This is a genomic window from Pseudomonas sp. NPDC089422, assembly GCF_044749405.1.
Classification (GTDB): domain Bacteria; phylum Pseudomonadota; class Gammaproteobacteria; order Pseudomonadales; family Pseudomonadaceae; genus Aquipseudomonas.
Window position 1 is genome coordinate 164322 of the sequence record NZ_JBIVHW010000012.1, and the last position, 23382, is coordinate 187703.

Annotated in this window: 29 protein-coding genes and 2 tRNA genes; 16 read left to right on the top strand and 15 right to left on the bottom strand. The window is 63.1% G+C overall.

All coding sequences use genetic code 11. From position 1 onward, the window contains the following. Nucleotides 1–354: a response regulator gene (locus tag ACIPZ8_RS22095; protein WP_085676104.1), complete on the top strand. Its 354-nt coding sequence runs from the start codon at nt 1–3 to the stop codon at nt 352–354. A 68-nt stretch (nt 355–422) separates the two neighbouring features. Here ACIPZ8_RS22095 and csrA read toward each other — a convergent pair whose 3' ends face one another. The 8 genes from csrA to ACIPZ8_RS22135 all read right to left on the bottom strand — a co-directional run bounded on the left by csrA (nt 423) and on the right by ACIPZ8_RS22135 (nt 6189). Then, nucleotides 423–620: a carbon storage regulator CsrA gene (gene csrA, locus ACIPZ8_RS22100; protein ID WP_008089330.1), complete on the bottom strand. Its 198-nt coding sequence runs from the start codon at nt 618–620 to the stop codon at nt 423–425. 254 nt (nt 621–874) lie between these two features. After that, the gene (locus ACIPZ8_RS22105) at nt 875–1897 is read right to left on the bottom strand and encodes a DNA topoisomerase IB (protein WP_400727519.1); all 1023 of its coding nucleotides are present in this window, start codon (nt 1895–1897) and stop codon (nt 875–877) included. 57 nt (nt 1898–1954) lie between these two features. Continuing rightward, a complete protein-coding gene (gene modC / locus ACIPZ8_RS22110) occupies nt 1955–3046 on the bottom strand; it encodes a molybdenum ABC transporter ATP-binding protein (RefSeq protein ID WP_400727521.1) in 1092 nt (363 codons plus the stop codon). 1 nt (nt 3047) lies between these two features. Continuing rightward, nucleotides 3048–3728, bottom strand: a complete 681-nt coding sequence (gene modB / locus ACIPZ8_RS22115) for a molybdate ABC transporter permease subunit (RefSeq protein WP_400727524.1) — start codon at nt 3726–3728, stop codon at nt 3048–3050. Next, a complete protein-coding gene (gene modA, locus ACIPZ8_RS22120; RefSeq protein WP_400727527.1) occupies nt 3728–4486 on the bottom strand; it encodes a molybdate ABC transporter substrate-binding protein in 759 nt (252 codons plus the stop codon). The genes modB and modA overlap by 1 nt, the downstream gene beginning before the upstream one ends. Before the next feature lie 120 nt (nt 4487–4606). Next, complete coding sequence (locus tag ACIPZ8_RS22125; RefSeq protein ID WP_400727530.1) at nt 4607–5683, bottom strand: NAD(P)H-dependent flavin oxidoreductase; 1077 nt, start codon at nt 5681–5683, stop codon at nt 4607–4609. A 24-nt stretch (nt 5684–5707) separates the two neighbouring features. After that, the gene (locus tag ACIPZ8_RS22130) at nt 5708–5878 is read right to left on the bottom strand and encodes a hypothetical protein (RefSeq protein WP_400727533.1); all 171 of its coding nucleotides are present in this window, start codon (nt 5876–5878) and stop codon (nt 5708–5710) included. A gap of 8 nt (nt 5879–5886) precedes the next feature. Then, nucleotides 5887–6189 (bottom strand): DUF1883 domain-containing protein, encoded by a 303-nt coding sequence (locus ACIPZ8_RS22135; protein ID WP_167065070.1) that lies wholly within the window; start codon nt 6187–6189, stop codon nt 5887–5889. A gap of 159 nt (nt 6190–6348) precedes the next feature. On the opposite strand from ACIPZ8_RS22135, the gene ACIPZ8_RS22140 reads away from it, so the two are divergent. From ACIPZ8_RS22140 to ACIPZ8_RS22175, 8 genes are all read left to right on the top strand, one after another. Then, on the top strand, nt 6349–6708 hold the full coding sequence (locus tag ACIPZ8_RS22140; protein WP_400727536.1) for a hypothetical protein: 360 nt from the start codon (nt 6349–6351) through the stop codon (nt 6706–6708). A gap of 145 nt (nt 6709–6853) precedes the next feature. Then, nucleotides 6854–7504: a c-type cytochrome gene (locus tag ACIPZ8_RS22145; protein ID WP_400727539.1), complete on the top strand. Its 651-nt coding sequence runs from the start codon at nt 6854–6856 to the stop codon at nt 7502–7504. Beyond that, nucleotides 7501–8421, top strand: coding sequence for a c-type cytochrome (locus ACIPZ8_RS22150; RefSeq protein ID WP_400727542.1), 921 nt, complete (start codon nt 7501–7503; stop codon nt 8419–8421). Before ACIPZ8_RS22145 ends, ACIPZ8_RS22150 begins: the two co-directional genes overlap by 4 nt. 196 nt (nt 8422–8617) lie before the next feature. Continuing rightward, a complete protein-coding gene (gene galU / locus ACIPZ8_RS22155; protein WP_012273146.1) occupies nt 8618–9457 on the top strand; it encodes a UTP--glucose-1-phosphate uridylyltransferase GalU in 840 nt (279 codons plus the stop codon). Between the two features lie 99 nt (nt 9458–9556). Continuing rightward, nucleotides 9557–10912: a glutathione-disulfide reductase gene (gene gorA, locus ACIPZ8_RS22160; protein ID WP_400727545.1), complete on the top strand. Its 1356-nt coding sequence runs from the start codon at nt 9557–9559 to the stop codon at nt 10910–10912. 205 nt (nt 10913–11117) lie between these two features. Beyond that, nucleotides 11118–11681, top strand: a complete 564-nt coding sequence (ahpC, locus tag ACIPZ8_RS22165; protein WP_004375926.1) for an alkyl hydroperoxide reductase subunit C — start codon at nt 11118–11120, stop codon at nt 11679–11681. Between the two features lie 125 nt (nt 11682–11806). Beyond that, entirely contained in the window at nt 11807–13369 is a 1563-nt protein-coding gene (gene ahpF, locus ACIPZ8_RS22170) for an alkyl hydroperoxide reductase subunit F (protein ID WP_400727548.1), read from the top strand. Nucleotides 13370–13536: 167 nt separating this feature from the next. Next, nucleotides 13537–13725, top strand: coding sequence for a hypothetical protein (locus ACIPZ8_RS22175; RefSeq protein WP_041166543.1), 189 nt, complete (start codon nt 13537–13539; stop codon nt 13723–13725). A gap of 5 nt (nt 13726–13730) precedes the next feature. On the opposite strand, the gene ACIPZ8_RS22180 is transcribed toward ACIPZ8_RS22175, so the two are convergent. The 3 genes from ACIPZ8_RS22180 to nhaR form a co-directional block, all read right to left on the bottom strand. Then, nucleotides 13731–14378 (bottom strand): YceH family protein, encoded by a 648-nt coding sequence (locus tag ACIPZ8_RS22180; protein ID WP_400727550.1) that lies wholly within the window; start codon nt 14376–14378, stop codon nt 13731–13733. An 88-nt stretch (nt 14379–14466) separates the two neighbouring features. After that, entirely contained in the window at nt 14467–15678 is a 1212-nt protein-coding gene (sstT, locus tag ACIPZ8_RS22185; RefSeq protein WP_400727553.1) for a serine/threonine transporter SstT, read from the bottom strand. A gap of 74 nt (nt 15679–15752) precedes the next feature. Then, nucleotides 15753–16646, bottom strand: coding sequence for a transcriptional activator NhaR (nhaR, locus tag ACIPZ8_RS22190; protein WP_400727556.1), 894 nt, complete (start codon nt 16644–16646; stop codon nt 15753–15755). Between the two features lie 132 nt (nt 16647–16778). Here nhaR and ACIPZ8_RS22195 point away from each other — a divergent pair, with 132 nt between their 5' ends. Together ACIPZ8_RS22195 and ACIPZ8_RS22200 are read left to right on the top strand one after the other, a co-directional pair. Next, complete coding sequence (locus ACIPZ8_RS22195; RefSeq protein WP_110638690.1) at nt 16779–17018, top strand: hypothetical protein; 240 nt, start codon at nt 16779–16781, stop codon at nt 17016–17018. 28 nt (nt 17019–17046) lie between these two features. Beyond that, complete coding sequence (locus ACIPZ8_RS22200) at nt 17047–17799, top strand: TerC family protein (protein WP_103446775.1); 753 nt, start codon at nt 17047–17049, stop codon at nt 17797–17799. A gap of 53 nt (nt 17800–17852) precedes the next feature. On the opposite strand, the gene ACIPZ8_RS22205 is transcribed toward ACIPZ8_RS22200, so the two are convergent. Then, complete coding sequence (locus tag ACIPZ8_RS22205; protein WP_027920521.1) at nt 17853–18032, bottom strand: hypothetical protein; 180 nt, start codon at nt 18030–18032, stop codon at nt 17853–17855. Nucleotides 18033–18244: 212 nt separating this feature from the next. Between ACIPZ8_RS22205 and ACIPZ8_RS22210 the strand changes: the two genes are divergently transcribed. Further along, nucleotides 18245–18931, top strand: a complete 687-nt coding sequence (locus ACIPZ8_RS22210) for a peptidase C39 family protein (protein ID WP_400727559.1) — start codon at nt 18245–18247, stop codon at nt 18929–18931. 87 nt (nt 18932–19018) lie between these two features. Here ACIPZ8_RS22210 and ACIPZ8_RS22215 read toward each other — a convergent pair whose 3' ends face one another. Next, complete coding sequence (locus tag ACIPZ8_RS22215) at nt 19019–20302, bottom strand: NAD(P)/FAD-dependent oxidoreductase (RefSeq protein ID WP_400727562.1); 1284 nt, start codon at nt 20300–20302, stop codon at nt 19019–19021. 202 nt (nt 20303–20504) lie between these two features. On the opposite strand from ACIPZ8_RS22215, the gene ACIPZ8_RS22220 reads away from it, so the two are divergent. The 4 genes from ACIPZ8_RS22220 to ACIPZ8_RS22235 all read left to right on the top strand — a co-directional run bounded on the left by ACIPZ8_RS22220 (nt 20505) and on the right by ACIPZ8_RS22235 (nt 22071). Then, nucleotides 20505–20581, top strand: a tRNA-Val gene (locus ACIPZ8_RS22220). A gap of 179 nt (nt 20582–20760) precedes the next feature. Next, nucleotides 20761–20837, top strand: a tRNA-Val gene (locus ACIPZ8_RS22225). 173 nt (nt 20838–21010) lie between these two features. Next, nucleotides 21011–21583, top strand: a complete 573-nt coding sequence (locus tag ACIPZ8_RS22230; RefSeq protein WP_346651857.1) for an SPOR domain-containing protein — start codon at nt 21011–21013, stop codon at nt 21581–21583. A 62-nt stretch (nt 21584–21645) separates the two neighbouring features. Further along, on the top strand, nt 21646–22071 hold the full coding sequence (locus ACIPZ8_RS22235; RefSeq protein ID WP_400727565.1) for a GTP pyrophosphokinase: 426 nt from the start codon (nt 21646–21648) through the stop codon (nt 22069–22071). Between the two features lie 3 nt (nt 22072–22074). On the opposite strand, the gene ACIPZ8_RS22240 is transcribed toward ACIPZ8_RS22235, so the two are convergent. Both ACIPZ8_RS22240 and ACIPZ8_RS22245 read right to left on the bottom strand, forming a co-directional pair. Then, entirely contained in the window at nt 22075–22317 is a 243-nt protein-coding gene (locus ACIPZ8_RS22240) for a DUF1654 domain-containing protein (protein WP_054884963.1), read from the bottom strand. A gap of 204 nt (nt 22318–22521) precedes the next feature. After that, nucleotides 22522–23277, bottom strand: coding sequence for an SDR family NAD(P)-dependent oxidoreductase (locus ACIPZ8_RS22245; RefSeq protein ID WP_400727568.1), 756 nt, complete (start codon nt 23275–23277; stop codon nt 22522–22524). Nucleotides 23278–23382 lie beyond the last annotated feature (105 nt).

A 23382-nucleotide genomic window follows, 5' to 3' on the forward strand; every position in this document is an offset into this window, starting at 1 on the left:
ATGAACACCATCCTGATCGTCGATGACGAATACCTGATCGCCGATATCCTCGGCTTTGCCCTGGAGGACGAAGGCTTTCTGGTGGAAAAGGCGAGCAACGGTCGCAAGGCGCTCGAAGCACTGAGGGAAAAGCGCGTGGAGCTGGTGATTACCGACTACATGATGCCGGTGCTCAATGGTGAGGAACTGGTGCGGGCAATTCGCGACGAACTGGAGCTGCCTGACCTGCCGGTGATCCTCATGAGCGGCGCACAGGCCAGCCAAGGGCGCCCGGAGCTGTTCGCTGCGGTCTTCGACAAGCCCTTCGACATGGACAGAATGATCGCCAAGGTGCGCGAGCTGCTCGGCACCTGAGGTTCAGGTTGCGGCTTGCGCCGGCCATTCGATCAAGCGCGTCCGTGCGGCTTGAAGCGAGGCTCGGGTCAGTGTTGGTCGTCGTGCTTTTCCGGAGCCGGGTTGCCAGCCTGGATGCGCTTGAAGATCTCTTCACGGTGCACCTGGACATCCTTTGGTGCATCGATGCCAATCCTCACCTGCATCCCTTTTACGCCCAGAATGGTGACTTTGATGTCATCGTTGATGACGATACTTTCGCCAACCTTACGGGTGAGTATCAGCATGTAGTTCTCCTTGGTGATGTCGAAATCCGTCGGGCCATTGGGCTGCAACGGTGGGAGCTTGTCCCTCTTCCTTCTCATTAAAGACGCTTTCGGCGGATAGTAATTCCCCAAAAGACAAATTCTGTTGCGTGTCTTTAGTTGCAGGTGCCGAGGTAAATGCTGCTAAGCGTGTCGGCGAAGGTGCTCGGTGGCAAGAATAGGGGGCTTCGGCCTTAATGGGAAATTTCTCTGCATGATAGGTTGAATAGTGCGGCTCAATCATCGTCTGTTGTTTCCAGGGCCTTAAGGAACAGCAGCAAGGCCACTTCTTCGGCATCCAGCCCCTTGCGTACGCGGCGCCCAGGCAGGTCGGCCAGGCGCCCCAGGGCGTAATGTTCGAGCACGGCCGGGTGGATATAGCAGCGCCTGCACACTGCCGGGGTGTTGCCCAGGCGAGAGGCGACCTGCTTGACGATGGTCGCGACCTGGCGCTTGGCCTCGCTTTCCGGCTCCCAGGGCAGGGGCCTGAGCAGGCTGAGGGCCAGGCTGCTGCCGGCCCAGGTGCGGTAGTCCTTGGCGGTGAAATCGGCGCCAGTCAGTTGCTGCAGGAACTGGTTGACCTCGCTGGAGCCGACGCTGTGCCGCTGGCCGTCTTCGTCCAGATACTGGAACAGCGCCTGCCCGGGCAATTCCATGCAGCGCTTGAGCAGGTTGGCCAGGCGCCGGTCACGGAGCGTGACGTTGTGCTCGACGCCGCGCTTGCCGCGGAACTGGAAGCGCACGGTGCTGCCTTTCACTTCGACGTGGCGATTGCGCAGGGTGGTCAGTCCATAGGACCGGTTGTCGCGCAGGTAGCGCTGATTGCCGATGCGGATCAGCGTGTGGTCGAGCAGGCTCACCACCAGCGCCATGACCTTTTCCCGGTCCAGGCCCGGGCGGGCCAGGTGCGCTTCCAGTTGTGCCCGAAGCTTGGGCAGGGCCTGGGCAAAGGCCAGCATGCGCCCGTACTTGTGCTGGTCGCGCAGTTCGCGCCACTGGGCGTGGTAGCGGTACTGCTTGCGGCCCCGGGCATCGCGGCCGGTGGCTTGCAGGTGGCCCTGCGGGTCGCTGCAGATCCATACATCGGTGTAGGCCGGCGGGATGACCAGCGCGGCGATGCGCGTCAGGGTTTCCTTGTCGCGGATGCGCTGCCCCTGGCCATCGAGGTAGATGAAACGGTCGCGCCAGCGGCGCCGGGTCAGCCCCGGCTGGCTGTCGTCGACATAATGCAGGCTGGGTGGCAGAGGGCAGTCGAGCATCGGCGTCAGGCCTCGATCAGGTCACTGATCAATGGACAACGGCCACTGCGATGATGCTCAGCCCAGTAGTGCCACCGACTTGATCTGGGCGAACAGCGCCTGGCCCGGGTGCAGGCCGAGCTGGTCCGCCGAGAACCGGGTAATGCGCGCCAGCAAGGCGTTGCCGCCGGCATCCAGGCTCACCAGCACATGCGCCGGGTTGTCCGCCGGGCGCGCTTCGCGCACCCGCACCGGCAGGCGGTTGAGGATGCTCGAGGTACAGTCGGCGCGCAATGCCAGGCTCACATCCCGCGCCTGGACCTTGACCCGCAAGGTACTGCCCATGCTGTGCGCCGGGTGGGCGATGCGCAGCAACGGCGCGTCACTGCCGGGCAGGCGCAGGTCGAGCAGGTCGTAGTGCGGGTCGTGGCCGACGACCATGCCCTCGAAGACCACCCCGGCGTCCTCGCCCTGGGCCAGCGACAGGTCGAGGCGGGCCAGGGTCTCGCCAATCGGCCCGCTGGCCATGGCCCGGCCTTGCTCCAGCAGCACCAGGTGGTCGGCTAGCCGTGCCACTTCGTCCTGGGCATGGCTGACGTATACCAGGGGGATGTCCAGTTCGTCGTGCAGGCGTTCGAGGTACGGCAGGATCTCGCGCTTGCGTGGCCCGTCGAGTGCGGCCAGCGGCTCGTCCATCAACAGCAGGCGCGGGCTGCTGAGCAGCGCCCGGGCAATGCCGACCCGTTGGGCCTCGCCGCCCGACAAGGTGGCCGGCTTGCGTTCGAGCAGGTGGCCGATGCCCAGCAGTTGGCAGGCCTGGTCGAGGCTGACCTTGCGCTCGGCCTGGGCGATGCGCCGCCAGCCGAACTCCAGGTTGCCGCGCACCGACAGGTGCGGGAACAGGCTGGCCTCCTGGAACACGTAGCCCACCGGGCGCAGGTGCGGTGCCAGGAAGTGACCGCGGGCGCTGTCCTCCCAGGCCTCGCCGTTGACCTCTATATAGGCGCTTGCTGCCCGCTCCAGCCCGGCCAGGCAGCGCAGGCACGAGGTCTTGCCTGAACCGGAATGGCCAAACAGCGCGCTGATGCCGCGGCCCGGCAGGTTCAGGTCGACGTCCAGGGTGAAGTCGTCGCGCGCCAGCTTCAGGCGCGCCACAATTGATCCGCTCATTTCAGCTCCAGCCAGTCTTGCCGCGGCGTCCGGCGTACAGCAGGAGCAGCACCAGGAACGAGAACACCAGCATGGCACCGGCCAGCCAATGTGCTTGCGAATAGGCCATGCCCTCGACGTGGTCGAAGATCTGCACGGAGACCACGCGGGTCTTGTCCGGGATGTTGCCACCGATCATCAGCACCACACCGAACTCGCCCACGGTATGGGCAAAGCCGAGGATGCTGGCGGTGACGAAGCCGGGGCGAGCCAGCGGCAGCACCACATGGACGAACGTGTCCCAGGGGCTGGCGCGCAGGGTCGCGGCCACTTCCAGCGGGCGCTGGCCGATGGCGCCGAAGGCGTTCTGCAGCGGCTGCACCACGAAGGGCATGGAGTACACCGTCGAGCCGATCACCAGGCCTGTGAAGCTGAACACCACGGTGCCCAGGCCCAGTGCCTGGGTAGCCTGGCCGAGCCAGCCGTGCGGACCGAGGGCGATCAGCAGGTAGAAGCCAATCACTGTCGGCGGCAGCACCAGTGGCAACGCCACCACCGCGCCCACCGGCCCGCGCAGCCACGAGCGCGTGCGCGCCAGCCACCAGGCGATGGGCGTGCCGATGATCAGCAGGATCAGCGTGGTCAGGCTGGCCAGTTTGATGGTCAGCCAGACCGCGCCGAAGTCACTGGCGTCCAGTGGCATCAGATTTCATAACCGTAGGACTTGATCACCGCAGCGGCTTTCGGGCCTTTCAGGTAATCGACCAGGGCCTTGGCAGCCGGGTTGTCCTTGCCTTTGTCGAGGATCACCGCGTCCTGGCGGATCGGCTCGTGCATGCTCGACGGAACGATCCAGGCCGAGCCGCTTTCGACCTTGCCGTCCTTGTAGATCTGCGACAGGGCGACGAAGCCCAGTTCGGCGTTGCCGGTGGACACGAACTGGAAGGCCTGGGTGATGTTCTGGCCTTCGACGATCTTGCCCTTGGTGGCTTCGGTCAGCTTCAGCTTGTCCAGTACCTGGGTGGCGGCCAAGCCGTAAGGTGCGGTTTTCGGGTTGGCGATGGACAGGTGTTGGTACTCGTTCTTTTTCAGCACTTCACCCTTGGCGTCGACATAGCCAGGCTTGGCCGACCACAGGGCCAGGGTGCCGATGGCGTAGGTGAAGCGCGAGCCCGGGACGATGTCTTTTTCCTGTTCGAGCTTGGCCGGGGTGCTGTCGTCGGCGGCGAGGAACACTTCGAACGGCGCGCCGTTCTTGATCTGCGCGTAGAACTGCCCGGTGGCGCCGTAGGCAGCGACCAGCTTGTGGCCGGTGTCCTTCTCGAAGTCCTTGGCGATGGCCTGGATTGGCGCGGTGAAGTTCGCGGCGACCGCAACCTGCACCTCGTCAGCCCAGGCGCTGTTGAGGGAGACCAGGCTGGCCAGGGCAGTGGTGGCCAAGTGGGACAGGCGGATACGCATGAAGACAGCTCCTTGAGGTGGTTATCGTTATGGTGCTGACTATATAGCGATAGGCCATTTGTCGGGAAGGGGCTGAGAGAATGGTTGCAGCCGGGGAGTCATGTGTTGGCAGTGCTGGCCTTATCGAGCAACCCGCGCCAAGGCCTTGTCAGCAATGTCCCGGGTCAGTTGCTCAGCCGGCATATGCCGGCCCAGGCGCAGCGCCTGCCCCGACCACAGGTTGCTGAAATCGCTGTTGCCCTGCGCATCGGTAATTGCTCGAAGTGGCATCAGTGCCCCGCCGGCCAACGGGAAACGCGGGGCCAGTTCGCTCATCGGCCCCAGTTCGCGCATGATGCGGTTGTTGATGCCGCGCGCCGGGCGCCCTGTGAACAGGTTGGTCAACGCGGTGTCGCTGGCCGGTGCGGTGTCCAGTGCGCGACGGTGGGCAGGGGAGACCTTGGCCTCCGGGCAGAACAGGTAGGCCGTGCCGATCTGCACCGCACTGGCACCCAGGGCCAGGGCCGCCACCAGGCCACGGTGGTCGCCGATGCCGCCAGCGGCGATCACCGGCAGGCGCACGGCATCGGCAATCTGCGGCACCAGGGCGAAGGTGCCGATCTGGCTGGTGATGTCGTCGCTGAGGAACATGCCGCGATGGCCGCCGGCTTCATAGCCCATGGCGATGATAACGTCGCAGCCATTGGCTTCGAGCCACAGCGCTTCTTCCACCGTGGTGGCACTGGACAACACCTTGGCTCCGGTGGCCTTGACCCGCTGCAGCAGTGCAGCTTGCGGCAAGCCGAAGTGGAAACTCACCACCTCTGGGCGCAGCTGCTCGACCAGCACGCAGCTCTGCTCATCGAAGGGTGCGCGGTTGGACACAGGCGTGGGCGCATCGAAGTCGGCACCGACTTCGGCGTAGTAGGCTTTCAGTGCCTGCTTCCAGCGGGCATCGCGCTCGGGGTCGGGCCCTGGCGGCTGATGGCAAAAGAAGTTCAGGTTCAGCGGCTGGCCAGGGCAGGCCGTGCGGAAGGCTTCGATCTCGCCCCGCACCTGGTCGCCGGTGAGCATGGCGCAGGGCAGGGCACCCAGGCCACCCGCCCTGGCCACGGCAATGGCCATGGCCGAACCGCTGGCGCCGGCCATCGGCGCCTGGAGAATGGGCAACTCGATGCCCAGCAGATCGAGGATACGACGGTCGGGCCAGTTGCTCATGCGTTTCTCCTTGTCGCTGTTGCCTTACAGTGCTTTGCTCACCTGGATGTCGCTGATCTTCTCGGCCTCTTCGCCGTGGATCTTGCGCAGGGCTTCCATGGCCTGTTCGTGCGAGGCGTCGGCCATCACGGCGAAGTCCCAGCGGCGCTGGCCGTCGAGCTTGTACTTGATGACGTATTTGATGTTCTGGGTCATGGTAGGCCTTATCCGAGTTTCGACGACGAGCGGCGGATGATCTTGATCTTGTGGGTCAGGGTCGGTTTGCGCGTTACCGAGATCGGGCGGGTGGTCACGGTGTCGATGGTGATGTTCCAGAAACCGGTGCTCGGCACGGTGATCCTGGCCGGGAAGCGCTCGAAGTGGCCACCGTGGTAGGTGTGCCGGCCGCCGTTCTTGAAGCTGCGGAAGTTGGCGTCGTTCATCAGGCGGATGTTGCAGCGCTGGGAGCACTCGATGACGACGATGTCGTCCTCGTTGAGGTGCTCGCGCTGGTGTACGAATTTCATGGGGTGCTCCGCAAGGATTGGTTCTGCAAAGGCGAACGATACCACGATGTCGCCTTGCGCTGCCGCGCCTGATGGCACGTGGCAGATAAAACGGCCAAAGCGGGGAGCAAATCCGCCTGGCTGTTGTCCTACGCTCTCTTGTCAGTCGAGGTGCGGGAAATGAAGTGGATGGTGGCGGCGTTGTTCCTGGCGCTGGGTGGGTGTGTCAGCGTTTCGGAACTTGAGCAATCCCATGAAACCATGGATGTCATGTCTGGCAAGACGCCGCGTGAATACGCCGATTGCGTCAAGGCGCACCTGGCCAAAAGCCGTGACCCCTTGGTGGAAGAACAGCGCGATGGCGGCTTGCGCCTGATTGTGCCGCAAAAGCTCACGGCAGGTTCCGGGCCGGCAGCGTTGCTCGATATCCACAAGCGCGGCAGCGGCAGCAGCATCAAGCTGCATGAGCGGCTGAACAACTTCCCGCTGCGCCCGGGTGACGTACGCGAGGCAACGACCGAGTGCATCTCCGGCAGTTGATCTGGCTCAACGGATAGGCGCTTAGAAGGCACATTGCCAGCCGGTGGTCGACTCGAGCGTTGTTGCGAATTCCCTGACAGGGCTAGTATCCATTTGCTTATGTTTTTTAAGCCTAAGCTTATAACAAAAGAGATGGAGATTCGTGATGACACCGTTGAGTCGCGTCGTGATCGGCAGCCTGCTGATCCTGGCCTGGCCTGCGGCGCATGCCGCCGATGGCCAGAAAGTCTTCACCCAGGGCGGGGCCAACCCCGCCGCCATGGCCTGCCTGGGCTGCCATGGCCCGGACGGCAAGGGTATTGCCGCCGCAGGGTTCCCCCGTCTGGCTGGCCTGCCGGCCGGTTACCTGAGCAAGCAACTGCATGACTGGCGCAGTGGCATCCGCCAGCAGCCGGTCATGGCACCGCTGGCCAAAGCCCTGAGCGAGGACGAGATCGAGGCCGTCAGCCATTACCTGGCCGGTCTGCCGGGTGATCCTGCCCCAGACCTGCGTCGCCAGCAGATCGCAAGCACCCCCACCGAACGCCTGGCCCTCTACGGCGACTGGAGCCGGCAGATCCCCGGATGCGTGCAGTGCCATGGCCCGGGCGGCAGCGGTGTCGGCGAGCACTTCCCGGCGCTGGCCGGGCAGCCCGCCGCCTACCTGATGGCACAGCTCAACGGCTGGCGCGACGGCAGCCGCAGCAATGACCCCAACCAGCTGATGGCAGGCGTGGCCAAGGCCATGACCGACGCCGAAGTGAAGGCGATTGCCGAGTACTTCGCCCACCCCGCCAGCCCGGAGGTCAAGCCATGAAAACCTCGTTGCCCACGTTACTGTTGCTGGCCACGGGCACTGCCTTTGCCAATCAGGCGCCCATCGCCATGGAAGACCAGTCGCAACTGAAGGTCCCCGGTGCCCAGGCCGCGCCACACTTCGCACCGCCCGCCGAAAGCGAGCTGCCGGACAACGCTTTCGGCAAGATGGTCCGCGAGGGCCACGCACTGTTTGTCGATACCCGGCGGTTGATGCCCGAGGCGGTCGGCAACGGCATGAACTGCAGCAATTGCCACCTCGACCAGGGCCGCCTGGCGCATTCCGCGCCGCTCTGGGGCGCTTATCCGATGTACCCGGCCTACCGCAAGAAGAACGACAAGGTGAACACCTTCGCCGAGCGTATCCAGGGCTGCTTCCAGTTCAGCATGAACGGCCAGCCGCCGGCCGCCGACAGCCCGCAGATGACGGCGCTCGCCGTGTATGCATACTGGCTTTCGACCAAGGCGCCCACCGGCGTGGAAATCGCCGGTCGCGGTTACCCCGAGGTGCCGCAGCCAGCAGGTGGCTACGACTTCAAGCGTGGCCAGCAGGTCTACCGCGAACAATGCGCCATCTGCCACGCAGACAACGGCGAGGGGCAGAAGGTGGCCGGTGAATACGTGATGCCGCCCCTCTGGGGCAAGGATTCCTACAACTGGGGCGCTGGCATGCACCGGATCAATACCGCGGCATCGTTCATCAAGTACAACATGCCACTGGGCAAACTGGGCAGCCTGAGCGATCAGCAGGCCTGGGACGTGGCCGCCTGGGTCAACCGCCACGAGCGCCCGCAGGACCCGCGCCTGGTGGAGGGTTCCATCGAAAAGACACGCCTGAAGTTCCATGCCAACGACGGCGTCAACCTGTACGGCCAGCAGGTCGACGGGGTGCTGGTCGGGCAGGGCAGCGGTGGCTGAAACCCCGTTTCGCCGGCCTCTTCGCGGCTGTTGTGGAGGGGCCGGATGACGGGATTTTCACGAACTTTTTGGAACTATCTACACTAGGTTGTCTCTATGATGGCAGCGGTCGTCACAGGCAGGGCATTGTAAGCTTCATGCCGCCTGATTAGACTGCGCCGAATTCCACAGGCCTCGCCTATGTTTAAGGATGTTTATGATCAAGAAATGCTTGTTCCCGGCAGCCGGCTACGGCACTCGCTTCCTGCCTGCTACCAAAGCCATGCCCAAGGAAATGCTGCCGGTGGTCAACAAGCCACTGATCCAGTATGGCGTTGAAGAAGCATTGGATGCTGGTCTGAACGAGATTTCCATCGTCACCGGCCGCGGCAAGCGCGCTCTGGAAGACCACTTCGACATCAGCTACGAGCTGGAAAACCAGATCAAGGGCACCGACAAGGAAAAATACCTGGTCGGTATCCGTCGCCTGCTCGACGAGTGCTCGTTCTCCTACACCCGCCAGACCGAAATGAAAGGCCTGGGCCACGCCATCCTGACCGGCCGCCCGCTGATTGGTGACGAACCGTTCGCCGTGGTACTGGCGGACGACCTGTGCGTCAACCTCGAAGGTGACGGCGTGCTCGCACAGATGGTCGCGCTGTACAAGAAGTACCGCTGCTCGATCGTCGCCATCCAGGAAGTCGACCCGCAGGAAACCAACAAGTACGGCGTCATTGCCGGTGAAGAAATCAAGGACGGCATCTTCCGCGTCGACTCCATGGTCGAGAAGCCGAAGCCGGAAGACGCACCGTCCAACCTGGCGATCATCGGTCGCTACATCCTGACCCCGGACATCTTCGAGAAAATCGAACAGACCGAGCCAGGCAAGGGTGGCGAGATCCAGATCACCGACGCGCTGATGAAACAGGCCGCCGAAGGCAACGTGATCGCCTACAAGTTCAAGGGCAAGCGTTTCGACTGCGGTGGCGCCGAAGGCTACATCGAGGCGACCAACTTCTGCTTCGAGAACTTCTACAAGGCCGGCAAGGCGTACTGATACGCCAATGCGGGTTCAAGGAGCCACCCTTCGGGGTGGCTTTTTTGTTTGCGGCGGCCAACGGCGGTATGCTGGGCGCCTGCCTAGGAGAGTGATTACATGGCCTACGATTTTGATCTGTTCGTGATTGGCGCCGGTTCCGGCGGTGTGCGCGCGGCGCGCTTCGCTGCGGGCTTCGGTGCAAAAGTGACAGTGGCCGAGAGCCGCTACCTGGGCGGTACCTGCGTCAACGTCGGCTGCGTACCGAAGAAACTGCTGGTGTACGGCGCCCACGTCGCCGATGAGCTGGAACAGGCCGCCGGTTTCGGCTGGACCCTGGAAGAGGGCCACTTCGACTGGGGCACGCTGATTGCCAACAAGAACCGCGAGATCGAGCGCCTCAACGATATTTATCGCAACCTGCTGGTGAACAGCGGCGTGACCTTGCTGCAAGGCCATGCCCGCATCACCGGTGCCAACGAAGTGGAAGTGGACGGCCAGCGCTACAGCACCGAGCGTATCCTGATCGCCACCGGCGGCTGGCCACAGGTGCCGGACATTCCCGGCAAGGAACTGGCGATCACCTCCAACGAGGCGTTCTACCTCAAGGACCTGCCGCGCCGCGTGCTGGTGGTTGGCGGTGGTTACATCGCCGTCGAGTTCGCCGGCATCTTCCAGGGCCTGGGCGCCGACACCACCTTGCTCTATCGCGGTGACCTGTTCCTGCGCGGCTTCGACGGCTCGGTGCGTACCCACCTCAAGGAAGAGCTGGAAAAGCGCGGCCTGAACCTGCAGTTCAACGCCGACATCCAGCGCATCGACAAGCTTGACGACGGCAGCCTGAAAGCCACCCTCAAGGACGGCCGCGAGCTGCTCGCCGATTGCGTGTTCTACGCCACTGGCCGCCGCCCGATGCTCGACAACCTGGGCCTGGAGAATACTGGCGTGGAGCTGGACGCCCGCGGCTTCATCCGCGTCGACGATCAGTACCAGACCACCGCGCCGTCGATCCTCGCCATTGGCGACGTGATCGGTCGCGTGCAGCTCACCCCGGTGGCGCTGGCCGAAGGCATGGCCGTGGCACGGCGCCTGTTCAAGCCTGAGCAGTACCGCCCGGTGGATTACCAGAACATCCCCACCGCAGTGTTCAGCCAGCCGCCAATCGGTACCGTCGGCCTTACCGAGGAGCAAGCGCTGGAAGCCGGGCACAAGGTGCAGATCTTCGAGAGCCGCTTCCGCGCGATGAAGCTGACCCTCACCGACATCCAGGAAAAGACCCTGATGAAGCTGGTGGTGGACGCCGAAACCGACAAGGTGCTGGGCTGCCACATGGTCGGCCCGGATGCCGGCGAGATCATCCAGGGCTTGGGTATCGCCCTCAAGGCCGGTGCCACCAAGCAGCAGTTCGACGAGACCATCGGCGTGCACCCGACTGCCGCCGAAGAGTTCGTCACCATGCGCACAGTCACGCGCTGATGCGACAGCCCCCATCGCCGGCAAGCCGGCGATGGGGGCCTGAATACTCCGCAATCCTTTGCTCAGCCCATTCCCTTCTATTAATTATCTACGGTTATAGCCAAAACCAATCAGCAGCATGAGCTTTGCCAATGAGCCTTCATGGCGACCAGCGGTTAGGATTCTTTCCATCAACTGATTCCAACCCCATGAAGGAGCGTCTCTCATGCCAATCATCAACAGCCAGGTCAAACCGTTCAACGCCACCGCCTACCACAAGGGCGAGTTCGTTCAGGTCAGCGAAGCCGACCTGAAAGGCAAGTGGTCCGTCGTGTTCTTCTACCCGGCCGACTTCACCTTCGTCTGCCCGACCGAGCTGGGTGACCTCGCCGACAACTACGCCGAGTTCCAGAAGCTGGGCGTGGAAATCTACGGCGTGTCGACCGACACCCACTTCACCCACAAAGCCTGGCACGACACTTCGGACACCATCGGCAAGATCCAGTACCCGCTGATCGGTGACCCGACCCACGTCATCTCGCGCAACTTCGACGTGCTGATCGAAGAAGCCGGCCTGGCCGATCGCGGTACCTTCGTGATCAATCCGGAAGGCCAGATCAAGATCGTCGAACTGAACGACGGTGGCGTTGGCCGCGACGCAGCCGAGCTGCTGCGCAAAGTCAAAGCTGCCCAGTACGTTGCCGCTCACCCAGGCGAAGTCTGCCCGGCCAAGTGGAAAGAAGGCGAAGCCACCCTGGCGCCATCGCTGGACCTGGTCGGCAAGATCTAAGCCGATGTGCATGTCGCGGGCGGTAGACAGCCGCCAAAGCTGAAGTACCTACCGCCCCGTAAAAGCGCCCGGGCGACCTCGCCTGGGCGTTTTTGTATCCGAGTTTTGAAAAAGGAATCGCCCGTATGTTGGACGCCACGCTTAAATCGCAACTGAAAACCTACCTGGAGCGGGTCACCCAGCCGATCGAGATCGTTGCCTCCCTCGACGACGGCGCGAAGTCCCGCGAATTGCACGACCTGCTGGCGGAAATCGCAGGCCTGTCGAACCTCATTACCTTCAGCGCGGACGGCAGCGATGCGCGTCGCCCTTCGTTCTCGCTGAACCGCCCGGGTGCCGACATAAGCCTGCGCTTCGCCGGCATCCCCATGGGCCACGAATTCACCTCCCTGGTGCTGGCGCTGCTGCAAGTCGGCGGCCATCCGTCCAAGGCCAGCGCCGAAGTGATCGAGCAGATCCAGGCACTGGAGGGCGAGTTCACCTTCGAAACCTACTTCTCGTTGTCGTGCCAGAACTGCCCGGACGTGGTCCAGGCACTGAACCTGATGGCGGTGCTCAACCCCAATGTGCGCCACGTGGCCATCGACGGTGCGCTGTTCCAGGATGAAGTCGAGTCGCGCAAGATCATGGCGGTGCCGAGCATCTACCTGAACGGCGAAGTGTTCGGCCAGGGCCGCATGGGCCTGGAAGAAATCCTCGGCAAGATCGACACCAACGCAGGCAGCCGCCAGGCCGAGAAGATCAACGCCAAGGACGCCTTCGACGTGCTGGTGGTCGGCGGTGGGCCTGCTGGCGCCGCAGCGGCCATCTACGCCGCACGCAAAGGCATTCGCACCGGTGTCGCTGCCGAGCGTTTCGGCGGCCAGGTGCTCGACACCCTGGCCATCGAGAACTTCATCTCGGTGCAAGAGACCGAAGGTCCGAAGCTGGCCACGGCGCTGGAAGAGCACGTCAAACAGTACGACGTCGACATCATGAACCTGCAGCGCGGTGAAGCGCTGATCCCGGCCACCGACGGCGGCCTGCACGAAGTGCGTCTGGCGGGTGGCGCCTCGCTGAAGGCCAAAACGGTGATCCTCGCCACCGGCGCCCGCTGGCGCGAAATGAACGTGCCGGGCGAGCAGGAATACCGCGCCCGTGGCGTGGCCTACTGCCCACACTGTGATGGCCCGCTGTTCAAGGGCAAGCGCGTGGCGGTAATCGGCGGCGGCAACTCCGGCGTGGAAGCGGCCATCGACCTGGCCGGTATCGTTGCCCAGGTGACGCTGATCGAGTTCGATAGCCAGCTGCGTGCCGACGCAGTGTTGCAGCGCAAGCTGCACAGCTTGCCGAACGTCAAGGTGATCACCAGCGCGCTGACCACCGAGGTGGTTGGCAATGGCGAGAAAGTGACGGGCTTGCGTTACAAGGACCGCAGCACCGACGAGGTGCATGACCTGGCGCTGGAAGGCATCTTCGTGCAGATCGGCCTGCTGCCGAACACCGATTGGCTCAAAGGCACGGTCGAGCTGTCGCCGCGTGGCGAGATCATCGTCGACGCCAAGGGCCAGACCAGTGTGCCGGGTGTGTTTGCCGCGGGTGACGTGACCACCGTGCCGTACAAGCAGATCGTCATTGCGGTGGGTGAGGGCGCCAAGGCCTCGCTGGCGGCGTTCGATCACCTGATCCGTACCTCGGCTCCGGCGTAAGCGCGTACCGGCCTCTTCGCGGCTAAAGCCGCTCCCACAGGGAAAGCACCGCCCTTGAGGCCTGTGCTGTACCTGTAGGAGCGGCTTCAGCCGCGAAAGGGCCGGCGCTGGCAAAGCAAAAACTGAGGGTGTCTATGCTTAACGCAGACACCCTCAGGTACTTAACCATGACCCTGATCAGCCGCGAACCCTGGTGGCTAGTCCCGCCCAAGCCCGGGCAGAAAGAGCAGGACCTGCACTGGGGCTACCTCGAGATCTACGCAGACGGCCGTACCGTGTTCGTCGACCAGCGCCCCAGTGACCGGGAGCTGGCCGAGCGCAAGAGCTGTCGCAACTTCCCCGACCCTGAACCGTAGGCGGCTCAGCCTTCCAGTTCGGCCAGGCGTGCCTCCAGCGCCGCGATCCGTGCTTCCAGGGCTTCAAAGCGCTCTTCCGAAACAGTGCCGCCACTGCTGCGAACGCCACCTTCCTGCTGGCGCGCGGCCAGAATGGCTTCGATTTCCGCCGGGTCACCCAGGGCATGGGTATAGCGGTCTTCCCGCTGCCCGGCCTGGCGTGGCAGGTGCAGGGCCAGGTCGCGCGAAATCAGGCGCTCCAGCTGGTGCTGGATCTGCTCGGTATCGTCGAAGTCGTGCAGGCGGTTGCTGCGGGTCAGCAGCTCGTTGAGGGTCTGTGGCCCCCGCAGGAACATCAGGCCCATCAGCACCAGCTGCGCCGGGACCAGCTCCAGGGCCTTGTCCACCCGCTGTTCCCAGCGGTCGGCGCGGCTGCCCATCTGCAGGCGAGCCATGCCCTGGCCCTCGAGGGCGCGCAGGGCCTGGCCGACCTGGCCCTGGGTGAGGTTCATGACCGGTTCCCGGCTGGTCTTCTGGTTACAGGCCAGGACCAGGGCGTTGAGGGTCAGCGGGTAGCTTTCCGGGCTGGTGGCCTGCTTCTCGATCAACGCGCCGAGGATGCGGATCTCGATGCTGCTGAAGCGGCCTTCGCCTGCGGTTTCGTGTTCTGACATGGCCCTGTCTCATTGCTGGGGAAAGGCCACTAGCGTAGGTAATGCCGCGGTGTAAGGCAATTGGGGCCGCAAGGCGGCCCCGGCAATCTCACACGCTACGCCGTTCTTCGGCCCGGCAGGCCGCTGCGGTAAACAACACATCGGTCGAAGAGTTCAGCGCCGTCTCCGCCGAATCCTGCAGCACGCCAATGATGAAGCCCACCGCCACCACCTGCATGGCAATCTCGCTGGGGATGCCGAACAGGCTGCACGCCAGCGGAATCAGCAGTAGCGAACCACCCGCGACCCCAGAGGCACCGCACGCGCAGATTGCCGCCACTAGGCTCAGCAGCACCGCTGTCGGCAAGTCGACCGGAATCCCCAGGGTATGTACCGCCGCCAGGGTCAGCACGGTGATGGTGATCGCCGCCCCGGCCATGTTGATGGTCGCCCCCAGCGGGATCGACACCGAATACGTGTCCTCATGCAGCCCCAGGCGCTCCGACAGCGCCAGGTTGACCGGAATGTTGGCCGCCGAACTGCGGGTGAAGAACGCGGTAATACCGCTCTCGCGCAGGCACAGCAAGGTCAGGGGGTAAGGGTTGCGGCGAATCTTCCAGAACACGATCAGCGGGTTCATCACCAGCGCCACGAACAGCATGCAGCCGATCAACACACCCAGCAGGTGCAGGTAGCCGAGCAGGGCGCCGAGGCCAGACTGGGCCAGGGTCGAGCTGACCAGTCCGAAGATACCCAGCGGGGCGAAACGGATCACCACGCGCACAATCAAGGTCACGCCATTGGACAGGTCCTCGACCACGGTGCGGGTGGTATCGCCAGCGTGGCGCAGGGCCACGCCCAGGCCGATGGCCCAGGTCAGCACACCGATGAAGTTGGCGTTGAGCAAGGCGTTGACCGGGTTGTCGACCGCGCTCAGCAGCAGGTTCTGCATCACCTCACCGATGCCGCCTGGCGCGCTCAGGGACGCCTCGCTGGTACTCAGGGCCAGCTGCGAAGGGAACAGCATGCTGGCGACCACGGCCACCACGGCGGCGGCGAAGGTGCCCAGCAGGTACAGCCAGAGGATCGGGCGGATGTGGGTTTCCTGGCCGTGACGGTGGTTGGCGATCGACGCCATGACCAGAATGAACACCAGCACCGGCGCGACGGCCTTGAGGGCGCTGACGAACACTTTGCCGAGGAAGCCCAGGTCACGGGCGATGGCAGGTGCCAGCAGGGCCAGAGCGATGCCGGCAACCAGGCCGATGATGATCTGGGTCACCAGGCTGGTGCGGTTTATGAGGCGGAAAACAGGCGTCATGTGCAGCGGAGTCTCGGAATTTTCAAAGGGCGCGACTTTAGCACAATCAGGTCCGGCCCTTTTGCTGGCGGCCACTACCAGTGGAACAGCTCCCGTCGCGCACCCTCGGTAATCGCCACGATCCCCGGGTGCTTGACCTTGCGCTCCACCGAAATGGCATAGAACGACTCATGCACCGCTTCGGTCTGGCCAATCAGTTCGACGCCATACTGGCGGCAGACTTCCTCGGCAATCACGCTCGGCGCGACTAAAATCCCGCTGCCTGACTGGCCGAACGCCTGCATCAACGCACTGTCATCGAACTCTCCAACGATGCGTGGCTGCACCTGCAGCTCGCTCAGCCAGCGCAACAGGCGGCTGCGCACCACGGTTTCCGGGCCGGGAATCAGCAGCGGCGCATCCTGCAGGCAGGCGGGGAAGGGGCCGGCATGCTGTCTGGCCAGGGCCGGGGTGGCGAAGAAGCTCAGGCCGCATTCGCCGAGCTTTTGGCTGTAGCCCTTGATGTCCAGGTGGCTGGGCATCGGGCTGTCGGAAATCACCAGGTCCAGGCGCTGGATCGCCAGGTCTGCCAGCAGCCGTTCGAGCTTGTCTTCGCGGCAATTGATGCGCAGCACCTCGTCCAGCTCCATGGTCGGCGCCAGCAGGCGATAGACGATCGACTTCGGCACCACGTCGGCCACCCCCACGCGAAACAGGATCTGCTCCTGCGGGCCAGCCCTGAGCATGGCCTCCAGCTCGCCGCCGATCTGGAACATCTGCTCGGCATAGACCAGTGTCTGACGGCCGGTTTCGGTCAGCTCCAGCTGCCGGCCGACACGCTGGAACAGCTCCAGCCCGTAGGTCTGCTCGAACAGGCTGATCTGCCCGCTGATGGTCTGTGGTGTCAGGTTCAGCTGCTCGCTGGCGCGGGCGATGCTGCCGGTCTTGGCCACGGCCCAGAAGTAGTGGAGCTGGCGATAGTTGAGCACGCGCGCGGGTCCCGATTCGTAAAAACCGAAGTATACACACTGGAAATACGAATTTTTCTGAAGTATTGGCGTCTTTAGAATGCGACCCCATCAGGCGCTTCGCGCCGCCGGGATTTTTCAAGCGAGGACACCATGCTGCAACTCAAATCCATTGGCACTCCGCTGGTGCTGGCCCTGGCGCTGTTCAGCCTGGCCGGTTGCGACCAGGCCGAGAAGTCTGCCCAGCAGATGCTCGACCAGGCCGCCAAGTCGGCCAAGCAGGCCATCGACGACACCAACAAGGCCGCCCAGCAGGCGTTGAGCGATGCCATCGGTCACGAGGGCCAAAAGCCCAAGGACGCCGAGAAGAAAGCACACACCCAAGAAATCTGACCCCAACCGCCGCTTCAGGATTTGAACAATGGAATACTTGCTGGAACTCGCCGCTAGCCCTACCGCCTGGGTCGCCCTGGCTACCCTGGTGGCCATGGAAGTGGTACTGGGTATCGACAACCTGATCTTCATCTCGATCCTGACCAACAAACTGCCTGTGGAGTACCGCTCCAAGGCGCGCCGTATCGGTATCAGCATGGCCTTGGTCATGCGCCTGGCGCTGCTCAGCACCGTGGCCTGGATCGTGCAGTTGACCGACCCGGTGTTCGAAGTGTTCGGCAACGCCTTCTCCTGGAAGGACGTGATCCTGATTGCCGGCGGCCTGTTCCTGCTGTGGAAGGCCACCAAGGAGATTCACGAAAACGTCGACCCGCACGGCGCCAAGGAAGAAGCCAAGGTTTCTAACACGGTTACCTTGGGCTTTGCTGCGGCGATCTTCCAGATCCTGCTGCTGGACATCGTCTTCTCGGTCGACAGCATCATCACTGCCGTGGGCATGACCGAGCACCTGCCGATCATGATCATTGCCGTGATCACCGCAGTCATTGTCATGATGGTGGCCGCCGACCCGCTGGCCAACTTCATCAATGACAACCCGACGGTGGTGATGCTGGCCCTGGGCTTCCTGATCATGATCGGCATGACGCTGATCGCCGAAGGTTTTGGCGCCCATGTACCGAAGGGGTATGTGTATGCGGCGATGGCCTTCTCGACGGTGATCGAGATCCTCAACATCCTGGCCCGCCGAGCGCGGCTCAAGCGTGAAGCCGCCGAAGGCTGATGAAAAAAACAACGAGGCGCTTGGCGCCCCGTTTGCATTCTGGTGAAGAAACCTCAGTGCACGCCAGCATGCCGCCGCGCCCTGCGCACGGGCTGCGCCTTGGCCGGGGCCTGTGGTGGCAGGTGGTGATGCTGGGAATGACGCCGCACAATACGCAGAACACCCCACAGCATGGCGGCCGCGACGCTCAACCACATACCCACCAGCATGAGGATTGCCATGGTCAGGCTCATGTGTGCCTCCTTCTCTTGGGCCAACCTGCGGTTTGCCCTCCAGACACAGCTTTAGTCTAGCTGCCCGGCCGAGACGTTCCATTGACCAAAGGTCGATTGCTTAAGCCGATTGGTTCCAATTTCTTGTCGGACTATACCCGCGCAACGCGGCATCCTATGATCGCTGCCAGAGCCGGGCGCTGCCCGCCTGGCATCGGAACAAGCGAGTGTCCATGGAGCAACATTCCTGCAAGAGCTGGGCGACCGTCCCACGTCAGCTGCTGGCCGCCTGCCTGGTGGCCGCGACCCTGGGCGGCTGCGCCAGCGCACCCCCTGCAAGCCTCAAGGGCATGCCCCAGCGGGTCGAAATCAGCAGCGTGCCGTTCTATCGCGGCAATGCCAACCACAGCGGGGCGATGGCCCTGGCCGCGCTGCTCTCACAGCAAGGTGCGCCGATTACCCCGGGGTTGCTGGACAAGCCGCTGAATCTGCCCAAGGGCGCCGATGCGCTGGAAACCAGCATCCCGCGCGTGGCCCGCGAGTACGGCATGGTGGTGTACCCGCTGGACAAGCAACTGGATGCCTTGCTGACCCAGGTGGCCGCTGGCAATCCGGTGCTGCTGCGTTACGAGGAAGGTTCGGCGTGGTGGAGCGAGCCGCGTTACGCGGTGCTGATCGGTTATGACAGCTTCAAGAAGCGCGTGCTGCTGCGCTCAGGGATGCATCGGCGCCAGTTGATGGCGTTCGATGACTTTGCCTCGGCGTGGGCGAAGGAGGGCAGTTGGGCGGTGCTGGTGCAGCCCCCGCGCCAGCTGCCGGCCCAGGTGGACCGCCAGCGTTGGCTGCAGGCTGCCGACGAACTGGCCCGAGCGGGCCAGGAAGTGGCGGCGAAACAGGCCGTGCGTAGCCTGAACAAATAGCTTCACCTGCACCAGCCCTTTCGCGGGGCGACACCGCTCCTGTAGGAGCGGGCTTGTCCCGCGAAAGGGCCAGTCCTGCTTACATCATCAGAAGCCCAGGCGATCGCGCAGGCTGTAGTACCAGGCACCAATGGCGCTGAACGGCACGCGCAGCATCTGGCCACCCGGGAACGGGTAGTGCGGCAGGCCGGCGAAGGCGTCGAAACGCTCGGCCTGGCCACGCAGGGCCTCGGCCAGCACCTTGCCCGCCAGGTGGGTGTAGGTCACGCCGTGGCCCGAGCAACCCTGCGAGTAGTAGATGTTGTCGCCGATACGGCCGACCTGTGGCAGACGCGACAGGGTCAGCAGGAAGTTGCCGGTCCAGGCGTAGTCGATCTTGACGTTCTTCAGCTGCGGGAAGGCCTTGAGCATCTTCGGGCGAATGATCGCTTCGATGTTGGCCGGGTCGCGCGCGCCGTACACCACGCCACCGCCGAAGATCAGGCGTTTGTCGCTGGTCAGGCGGTAGTAGTCGAGCAGGTAGTTGCAGTCTTCCACGCAGTAGTCCTGCGGCAGCAGGGTGCGGGCCAGTTCTTCGCCCAGCGGCTCGGTGGTGATCACCTGGGTGCCGCATGGCATCGACTTGGCGGCCAGCTCTGGTACCAGGTTGCCCAGGTAGGCGTTGCCGGCAACGATGATGAACTTGGCGCGGACCTTGCCCTGCGGGGTGTGCACCACCGGGTTGGCACCACGCTCGATGCGGATGGCCGGGGTCTGCTCATAAATGATGCCGCCCAGCGACTCGACCGCGGCGGCTTCACCCAGGGCCAGGTTCAGCGGGTGGATGTGCCCGCCGCTCATGTCCAGCATGCCGCCCAGGTAGTTGTCGCAGGCGACCACTTCACGGATGCGCTTCTGGTCCATCAGCTCCAGCTGATTGTGGCCAAAGCGTTCCCACAGGCGCTTCTGCGATTCCAGGTGGCCCATCTGCTTGGCGGTCAGCGCAGCGAAGACGCCGCCGTCCTTCAGGTCACACTGGATGTTGTACTTGGCCACGCGCTCACGGATGATGCGGCCGCCTTCGAAGGCCATCTGGCCCAGCAGTTGTGCCTGCTTGGGGCCGACGGTGCGCTCGATGACGTCGATGTCGCGGCTGTAGCTGTTGACGATCTGGCCACCGTTGCGGCCCGATGCGCCGAAGCCGACCTTGGCCGCTTCGACGATGCTCACCTTGAAGCCGTTTTCCAGCAGGAACAGCGCGCTGGACAGGCCGGTGTAGCCGGCACCGATGATGCAGATATCGGTTTCCACCTCACCCTGCAGCGCCGGACGTGGCGGCACCGGGTTTGCCGAGGCGGCGTAGTAGGACTGGGGGTAGGGGGTGTTAGCCATGCTGCAGGAACCTCTGTGTTTTATATTTTTAACGAATGTACCGATGCTATCAATAATAATAAACACCCGCTAGTCGTCTGTTGAAAATCCTTTACTGGCCTGCAACGGGCCCTTCTCTATAAACAGTTTAAGATTCAGTGAGTTAGCGCGAAAAAAAGTGTTGACAGGTTTTTTGGATTGCGTAGAATGCGCACCACACGACAGGCACATAGCTCAGTTGGTTAGAGCACCACCTTGACATGGTGGGGGTCGTTGGTTCGAGTCCAATTGTGCCTACCAAACAAAGTCCCGGTCTCCGGGCATCGAAAAGGGCGATCCGCAAGGGTCGCCCTTTTTGCATTGTGGGCGCATTCGAGGCGGCGGGCGCCGTCGCCTGCAGGTTTCTGAAAGTTTTTGATTTTTTTGAAAAAAACGCTTTACAGGTACGCATTCGATCACTAATATGCGCACCACACGACAGGCACATAGCTCAGTTGGTTAGAGCACCACCTTGACATGGTGGGGGTCGTTGGTTCGAGTCCAATTGTGCCTACCAAACAAAGTCCCGGTCTCCGGGCAATGAAAAGGGCGATCCGCAAGGATCGCCCTTTTTGCATTCCATGCCCCTCTCGAAAAAGCCCCCCTCGAAGCAGCGTGTAACCTTTGGTCGCGGGCGGTGCCCAGGGCGGCCGTGGTAGAATCCGCCCCTTCGAATCTGGAGGTACACGCGTGCGCAAACTGGCAGTGGTATTGGCAGTGCTGGCCCTGGCGGGCTGTGAGAACGAGGTCGAGGGTGTGCACAAGCAGGTTGCCGAGCACCTGCACAACCCCAAGACCGCCAAGTTCGGCAACGTGCGGATCGACACCAAGGGCACCCTCTGCGGCCAGGTGCGTGGCAAGGACGATGCCGGCCAGTACGAGGCGTACCGCAGCTACGTGGCGATCAAGGGTGCCGACGGCCAATACGAGATCATTGTCGATGATGGCGGCAACAACCTGCGTATTCGCGAATACTGCGGCGGCGCCGACCTGCAGCGCCGTGCCGAGGCGCTGGCTGATCAGCCGGCCCCTGAAGGTTGGGACGTCGAAGTGATCCAGGGTGCCAACATGGGGGCGCTGACCGACATGACCGCACGCCTGATCGAGAAGGGCATCCCGTCTTCGGTGGAGTACCGCGACGGCAAACCCGTGGTGCTGATGGGGCCGTTCCCGAGCAAGGCCGAAGCCGATGCGCGCAAGGCCGAGGTGATGGCCAAGCTGGGTACCGATTCGATCGTCATCCAGCATGGTGCGCAGCGTTAACTGTAATCTGTAGTCTTCCCCGGCTATGCTTGGCCTGAGACTAGCCAAACGGGGAGGGCCTCATGTCTACGCTGGAGCGGGCCATCGCTGTGGCCGCCAGGGCACATGAAGGGCAATATGACAAGGGTGGAGCGGCCTATATCCTCCACCCGTTGCGGGTGATGATGCGGGTCAGCACACCGGAGCAGCGCATTGTCGCGGTGCTGCATGACGTGATCGAAGACACGTCGCTGACCCTTTCCGACCTGGCCCGTGAGGGCTTCCCCCTGAAAATTCTCGCCTCCTTGCTGGCCCTGAGCCGGAACAAGGGCGAAAGTTATCAGGACTTCGTGGTGCGCCTGGGCAGTGACCCGCTGGCGCGCACCGTCAAGCTGGCTGACCTGGCCGACAACAGTGACCTCTCGCGTATTCCCGTGCCAGGCCCCGCCGACCTGGCGCGGCTGGCCCGTTATCGCGAGGCCAGTGCCTACCTGCAGGCGCTGCCCTGAGCCTCAGTCTTCCTTCGGCACGGTCCAGAAGATCTGCACGCCGCCGTCGTCGCGGTGGGCGAGGGTGACGTTGTCGTTTTCGGCGATTTCCTCGAGCAGGGTTTCCCAGTCATCGGGCGACTCGTGCTCCAGGCGAAAGATCAGCGCGGCGCGGCTGCGCTGGGCGAGGGGGTTGTTGATGATTTTCTGAATGCGCAGGCCCAGTTGCTGGTAGCTGCTTGCGGTTGCTTCGGCGGTGTTGGCCACGGAGGCGATTCCTTGTTGTGCTGTATGTGTGTACAGTATTTCACCGTAATGAATTTCGCAACTGGGTGTGGGTGAAAGTAATCGGCGTCGTTGGAAAAAGATTCTTCCCCCTCCATAGCAAACGGCCCAGGTTCGACAGTCATCGATCTGGGCTGTTTGCTGTTGGCCATTATGGTCGGCGCAAAATCCTGCAGTGTGGCGGCATCACGCCACGGCCTGGGCGCCTGTGATTTCGACCAGCGAGCCACACATGAAGGCTGCTTCATCCGAGGCCAGGAAGGCCACCAACGCCGCAACCTCTTCAGGTTTGCCAATCCTCCCCAGCGGTACCATCCGGTCAAGGTCTGCAATGGTGCGGCCCGAACGAAGCACGCCGGCTTCGAGCATCGGGGTGTGGATCTCGCCAGGGCACACCGCATTCACGCGAATGTTGTGCGGGGCATAATCGCGCGCCAGGTTCTGGGTGAATGAGGCCACTGCCGCTTTGGTGACGTTGTACGCGATATGCCCAGGCGCAGGGTGAAGCCCCCATTGCGACGCGGTATTCACGATCGCCCCGGCACCGGCTTCGATCATTGCTGGCAGAACGGCCCGGCACAGGTGGAACATCGAGTCCACGTTGACCGCAAAGCTGCTGTGCCAATCATCCTCGCTCAGCGCGAGCAGGTTGCCGCGGCGGTTGATGCCGGCATTATTGACCAGGACATCGATCCGGCCGAGCTGTGCCAGCACATCCTTGATCAATCCGCGGCATGCCTCACCCTGGCCGATATCTGCCGAAATGGCCAGCGCCTGATGGCCTTCGGACTGCAAGGCTTCGACCACTGCCTGAGCCGCTTGCAGGTTGACGTCGCTGACAACCACTGTGGCGCCTTCGCGGGCGAAGCGTGTGGCGATTGCCGAACCGATACCGCCAGCGGCTCCGGTAACGATGACTACCTTGTTTGCAAATCTGTTCATTGGAGCGTGAACCTCACCGATTGTTGTTGTGAACGGGTGGAGCGCTTCGGCTTATGAATATCATGTATGCATGATTGCATGCAATGAAATAGAGGCGTACAGGCA

What these genes read in the sequence shown, in the direction of transcription:
- ACIPZ8_RS22095 (WP_085676104.1), top strand. Translation starts at nt 1, where the DNA reads ATGAACACCATCCTGATCGTCGATGACGAATACCTGATCGCCGATATC.
- csrA (WP_008089330.1), bottom strand. Translation starts at nt 620, where the DNA reads ATGCTGATACTCACCCGTAAGGTTGGCGAAAGTATCGTCATCAACGAT.
- ACIPZ8_RS22105 (WP_400727519.1), bottom strand. Translation starts at nt 1,897, where the DNA reads ATGCTCGACTGCCCTCTGCCACCCAGCCTGCATTATGTCGACGACAGC.
- modC (WP_400727521.1), bottom strand. Translation starts at nt 3,046, where the DNA reads ATGAGCGGATCAATTGTGGCGCGCCTGAAGCTGGCGCGCGACGACTTC.
- modB (WP_400727524.1), bottom strand. Translation starts at nt 3,728, where the DNA reads ATGCCACTGGACGCCAGTGACTTCGGCGCGGTCTGGCTGACCATCAAA.
- modA (WP_400727527.1), bottom strand. Translation starts at nt 4,486, where the DNA reads ATGCGTATCCGCCTGTCCCACTTGGCCACCACTGCCCTGGCCAGCCTG.
- ACIPZ8_RS22125 (WP_400727530.1), bottom strand. Translation starts at nt 5,683, where the DNA reads ATGAGCAACTGGCCCGACCGTCGTATCCTCGATCTGCTGGGCATCGAG.
- ACIPZ8_RS22130 (WP_400727533.1), bottom strand. Translation starts at nt 5,878, where the DNA reads ATGACCCAGAACATCAAATACGTCATCAAGTACAAGCTCGACGGCCAG.
- ACIPZ8_RS22135 (WP_167065070.1), bottom strand. Translation starts at nt 6,189, where the DNA reads ATGAAATTCGTACACCAGCGCGAGCACCTCAACGAGGACGACATCGTC.
- ACIPZ8_RS22140 (WP_400727536.1), top strand. Translation starts at nt 6,349, where the DNA reads ATGAAGTGGATGGTGGCGGCGTTGTTCCTGGCGCTGGGTGGGTGTGTC.
- ACIPZ8_RS22145 (WP_400727539.1), top strand. Translation starts at nt 6,854, where the DNA reads ATGACACCGTTGAGTCGCGTCGTGATCGGCAGCCTGCTGATCCTGGCC.
- ACIPZ8_RS22150 (WP_400727542.1), top strand. Translation starts at nt 7,501, where the DNA reads ATGAAAACCTCGTTGCCCACGTTACTGTTGCTGGCCACGGGCACTGCC.
- galU (WP_012273146.1), top strand. Translation starts at nt 8,618, where the DNA reads ATGATCAAGAAATGCTTGTTCCCGGCAGCCGGCTACGGCACTCGCTTC.
- gorA (WP_400727545.1), top strand. Translation starts at nt 9,557, where the DNA reads ATGGCCTACGATTTTGATCTGTTCGTGATTGGCGCCGGTTCCGGCGGT.
- ahpC (WP_004375926.1), top strand. Translation starts at nt 11,118, where the DNA reads ATGCCAATCATCAACAGCCAGGTCAAACCGTTCAACGCCACCGCCTAC.
- ahpF (WP_400727548.1), top strand. Translation starts at nt 11,807, where the DNA reads ATGTTGGACGCCACGCTTAAATCGCAACTGAAAACCTACCTGGAGCGG.
- ACIPZ8_RS22175 (WP_041166543.1), top strand. Translation starts at nt 13,537, where the DNA reads ATGACCCTGATCAGCCGCGAACCCTGGTGGCTAGTCCCGCCCAAGCCC.
- ACIPZ8_RS22180 (WP_400727550.1), bottom strand. Translation starts at nt 14,378, where the DNA reads ATGTCAGAACACGAAACCGCAGGCGAAGGCCGCTTCAGCAGCATCGAG.
- sstT (WP_400727553.1), bottom strand. Translation starts at nt 15,678, where the DNA reads ATGACGCCTGTTTTCCGCCTCATAAACCGCACCAGCCTGGTGACCCAG.
- ACIPZ8_RS22195 (WP_110638690.1), top strand. Translation starts at nt 16,779, where the DNA reads ATGCTGCAACTCAAATCCATTGGCACTCCGCTGGTGCTGGCCCTGGCG.
- ACIPZ8_RS22200 (WP_103446775.1), top strand. Translation starts at nt 17,047, where the DNA reads ATGGAATACTTGCTGGAACTCGCCGCTAGCCCTACCGCCTGGGTCGCC.
- ACIPZ8_RS22205 (WP_027920521.1), bottom strand. Translation starts at nt 18,032, where the DNA reads ATGAGCCTGACCATGGCAATCCTCATGCTGGTGGGTATGTGGTTGAGC.
- ACIPZ8_RS22210 (WP_400727559.1), top strand. Translation starts at nt 18,245, where the DNA reads ATGGAGCAACATTCCTGCAAGAGCTGGGCGACCGTCCCACGTCAGCTG.
- ACIPZ8_RS22215 (WP_400727562.1), bottom strand. Translation starts at nt 20,302, where the DNA reads ATGGCTAACACCCCCTACCCCCAGTCCTACTACGCCGCCTCGGCAAAC.
- ACIPZ8_RS22235 (WP_400727565.1), top strand. Translation starts at nt 21,646, where the DNA reads ATGTCTACGCTGGAGCGGGCCATCGCTGTGGCCGCCAGGGCACATGAA.
- ACIPZ8_RS22245 (WP_400727568.1), bottom strand. Translation starts at nt 23,277, where the DNA reads ATGAACAGATTTGCAAACAAGGTAGTCATCGTTACCGGAGCCGCTGGC.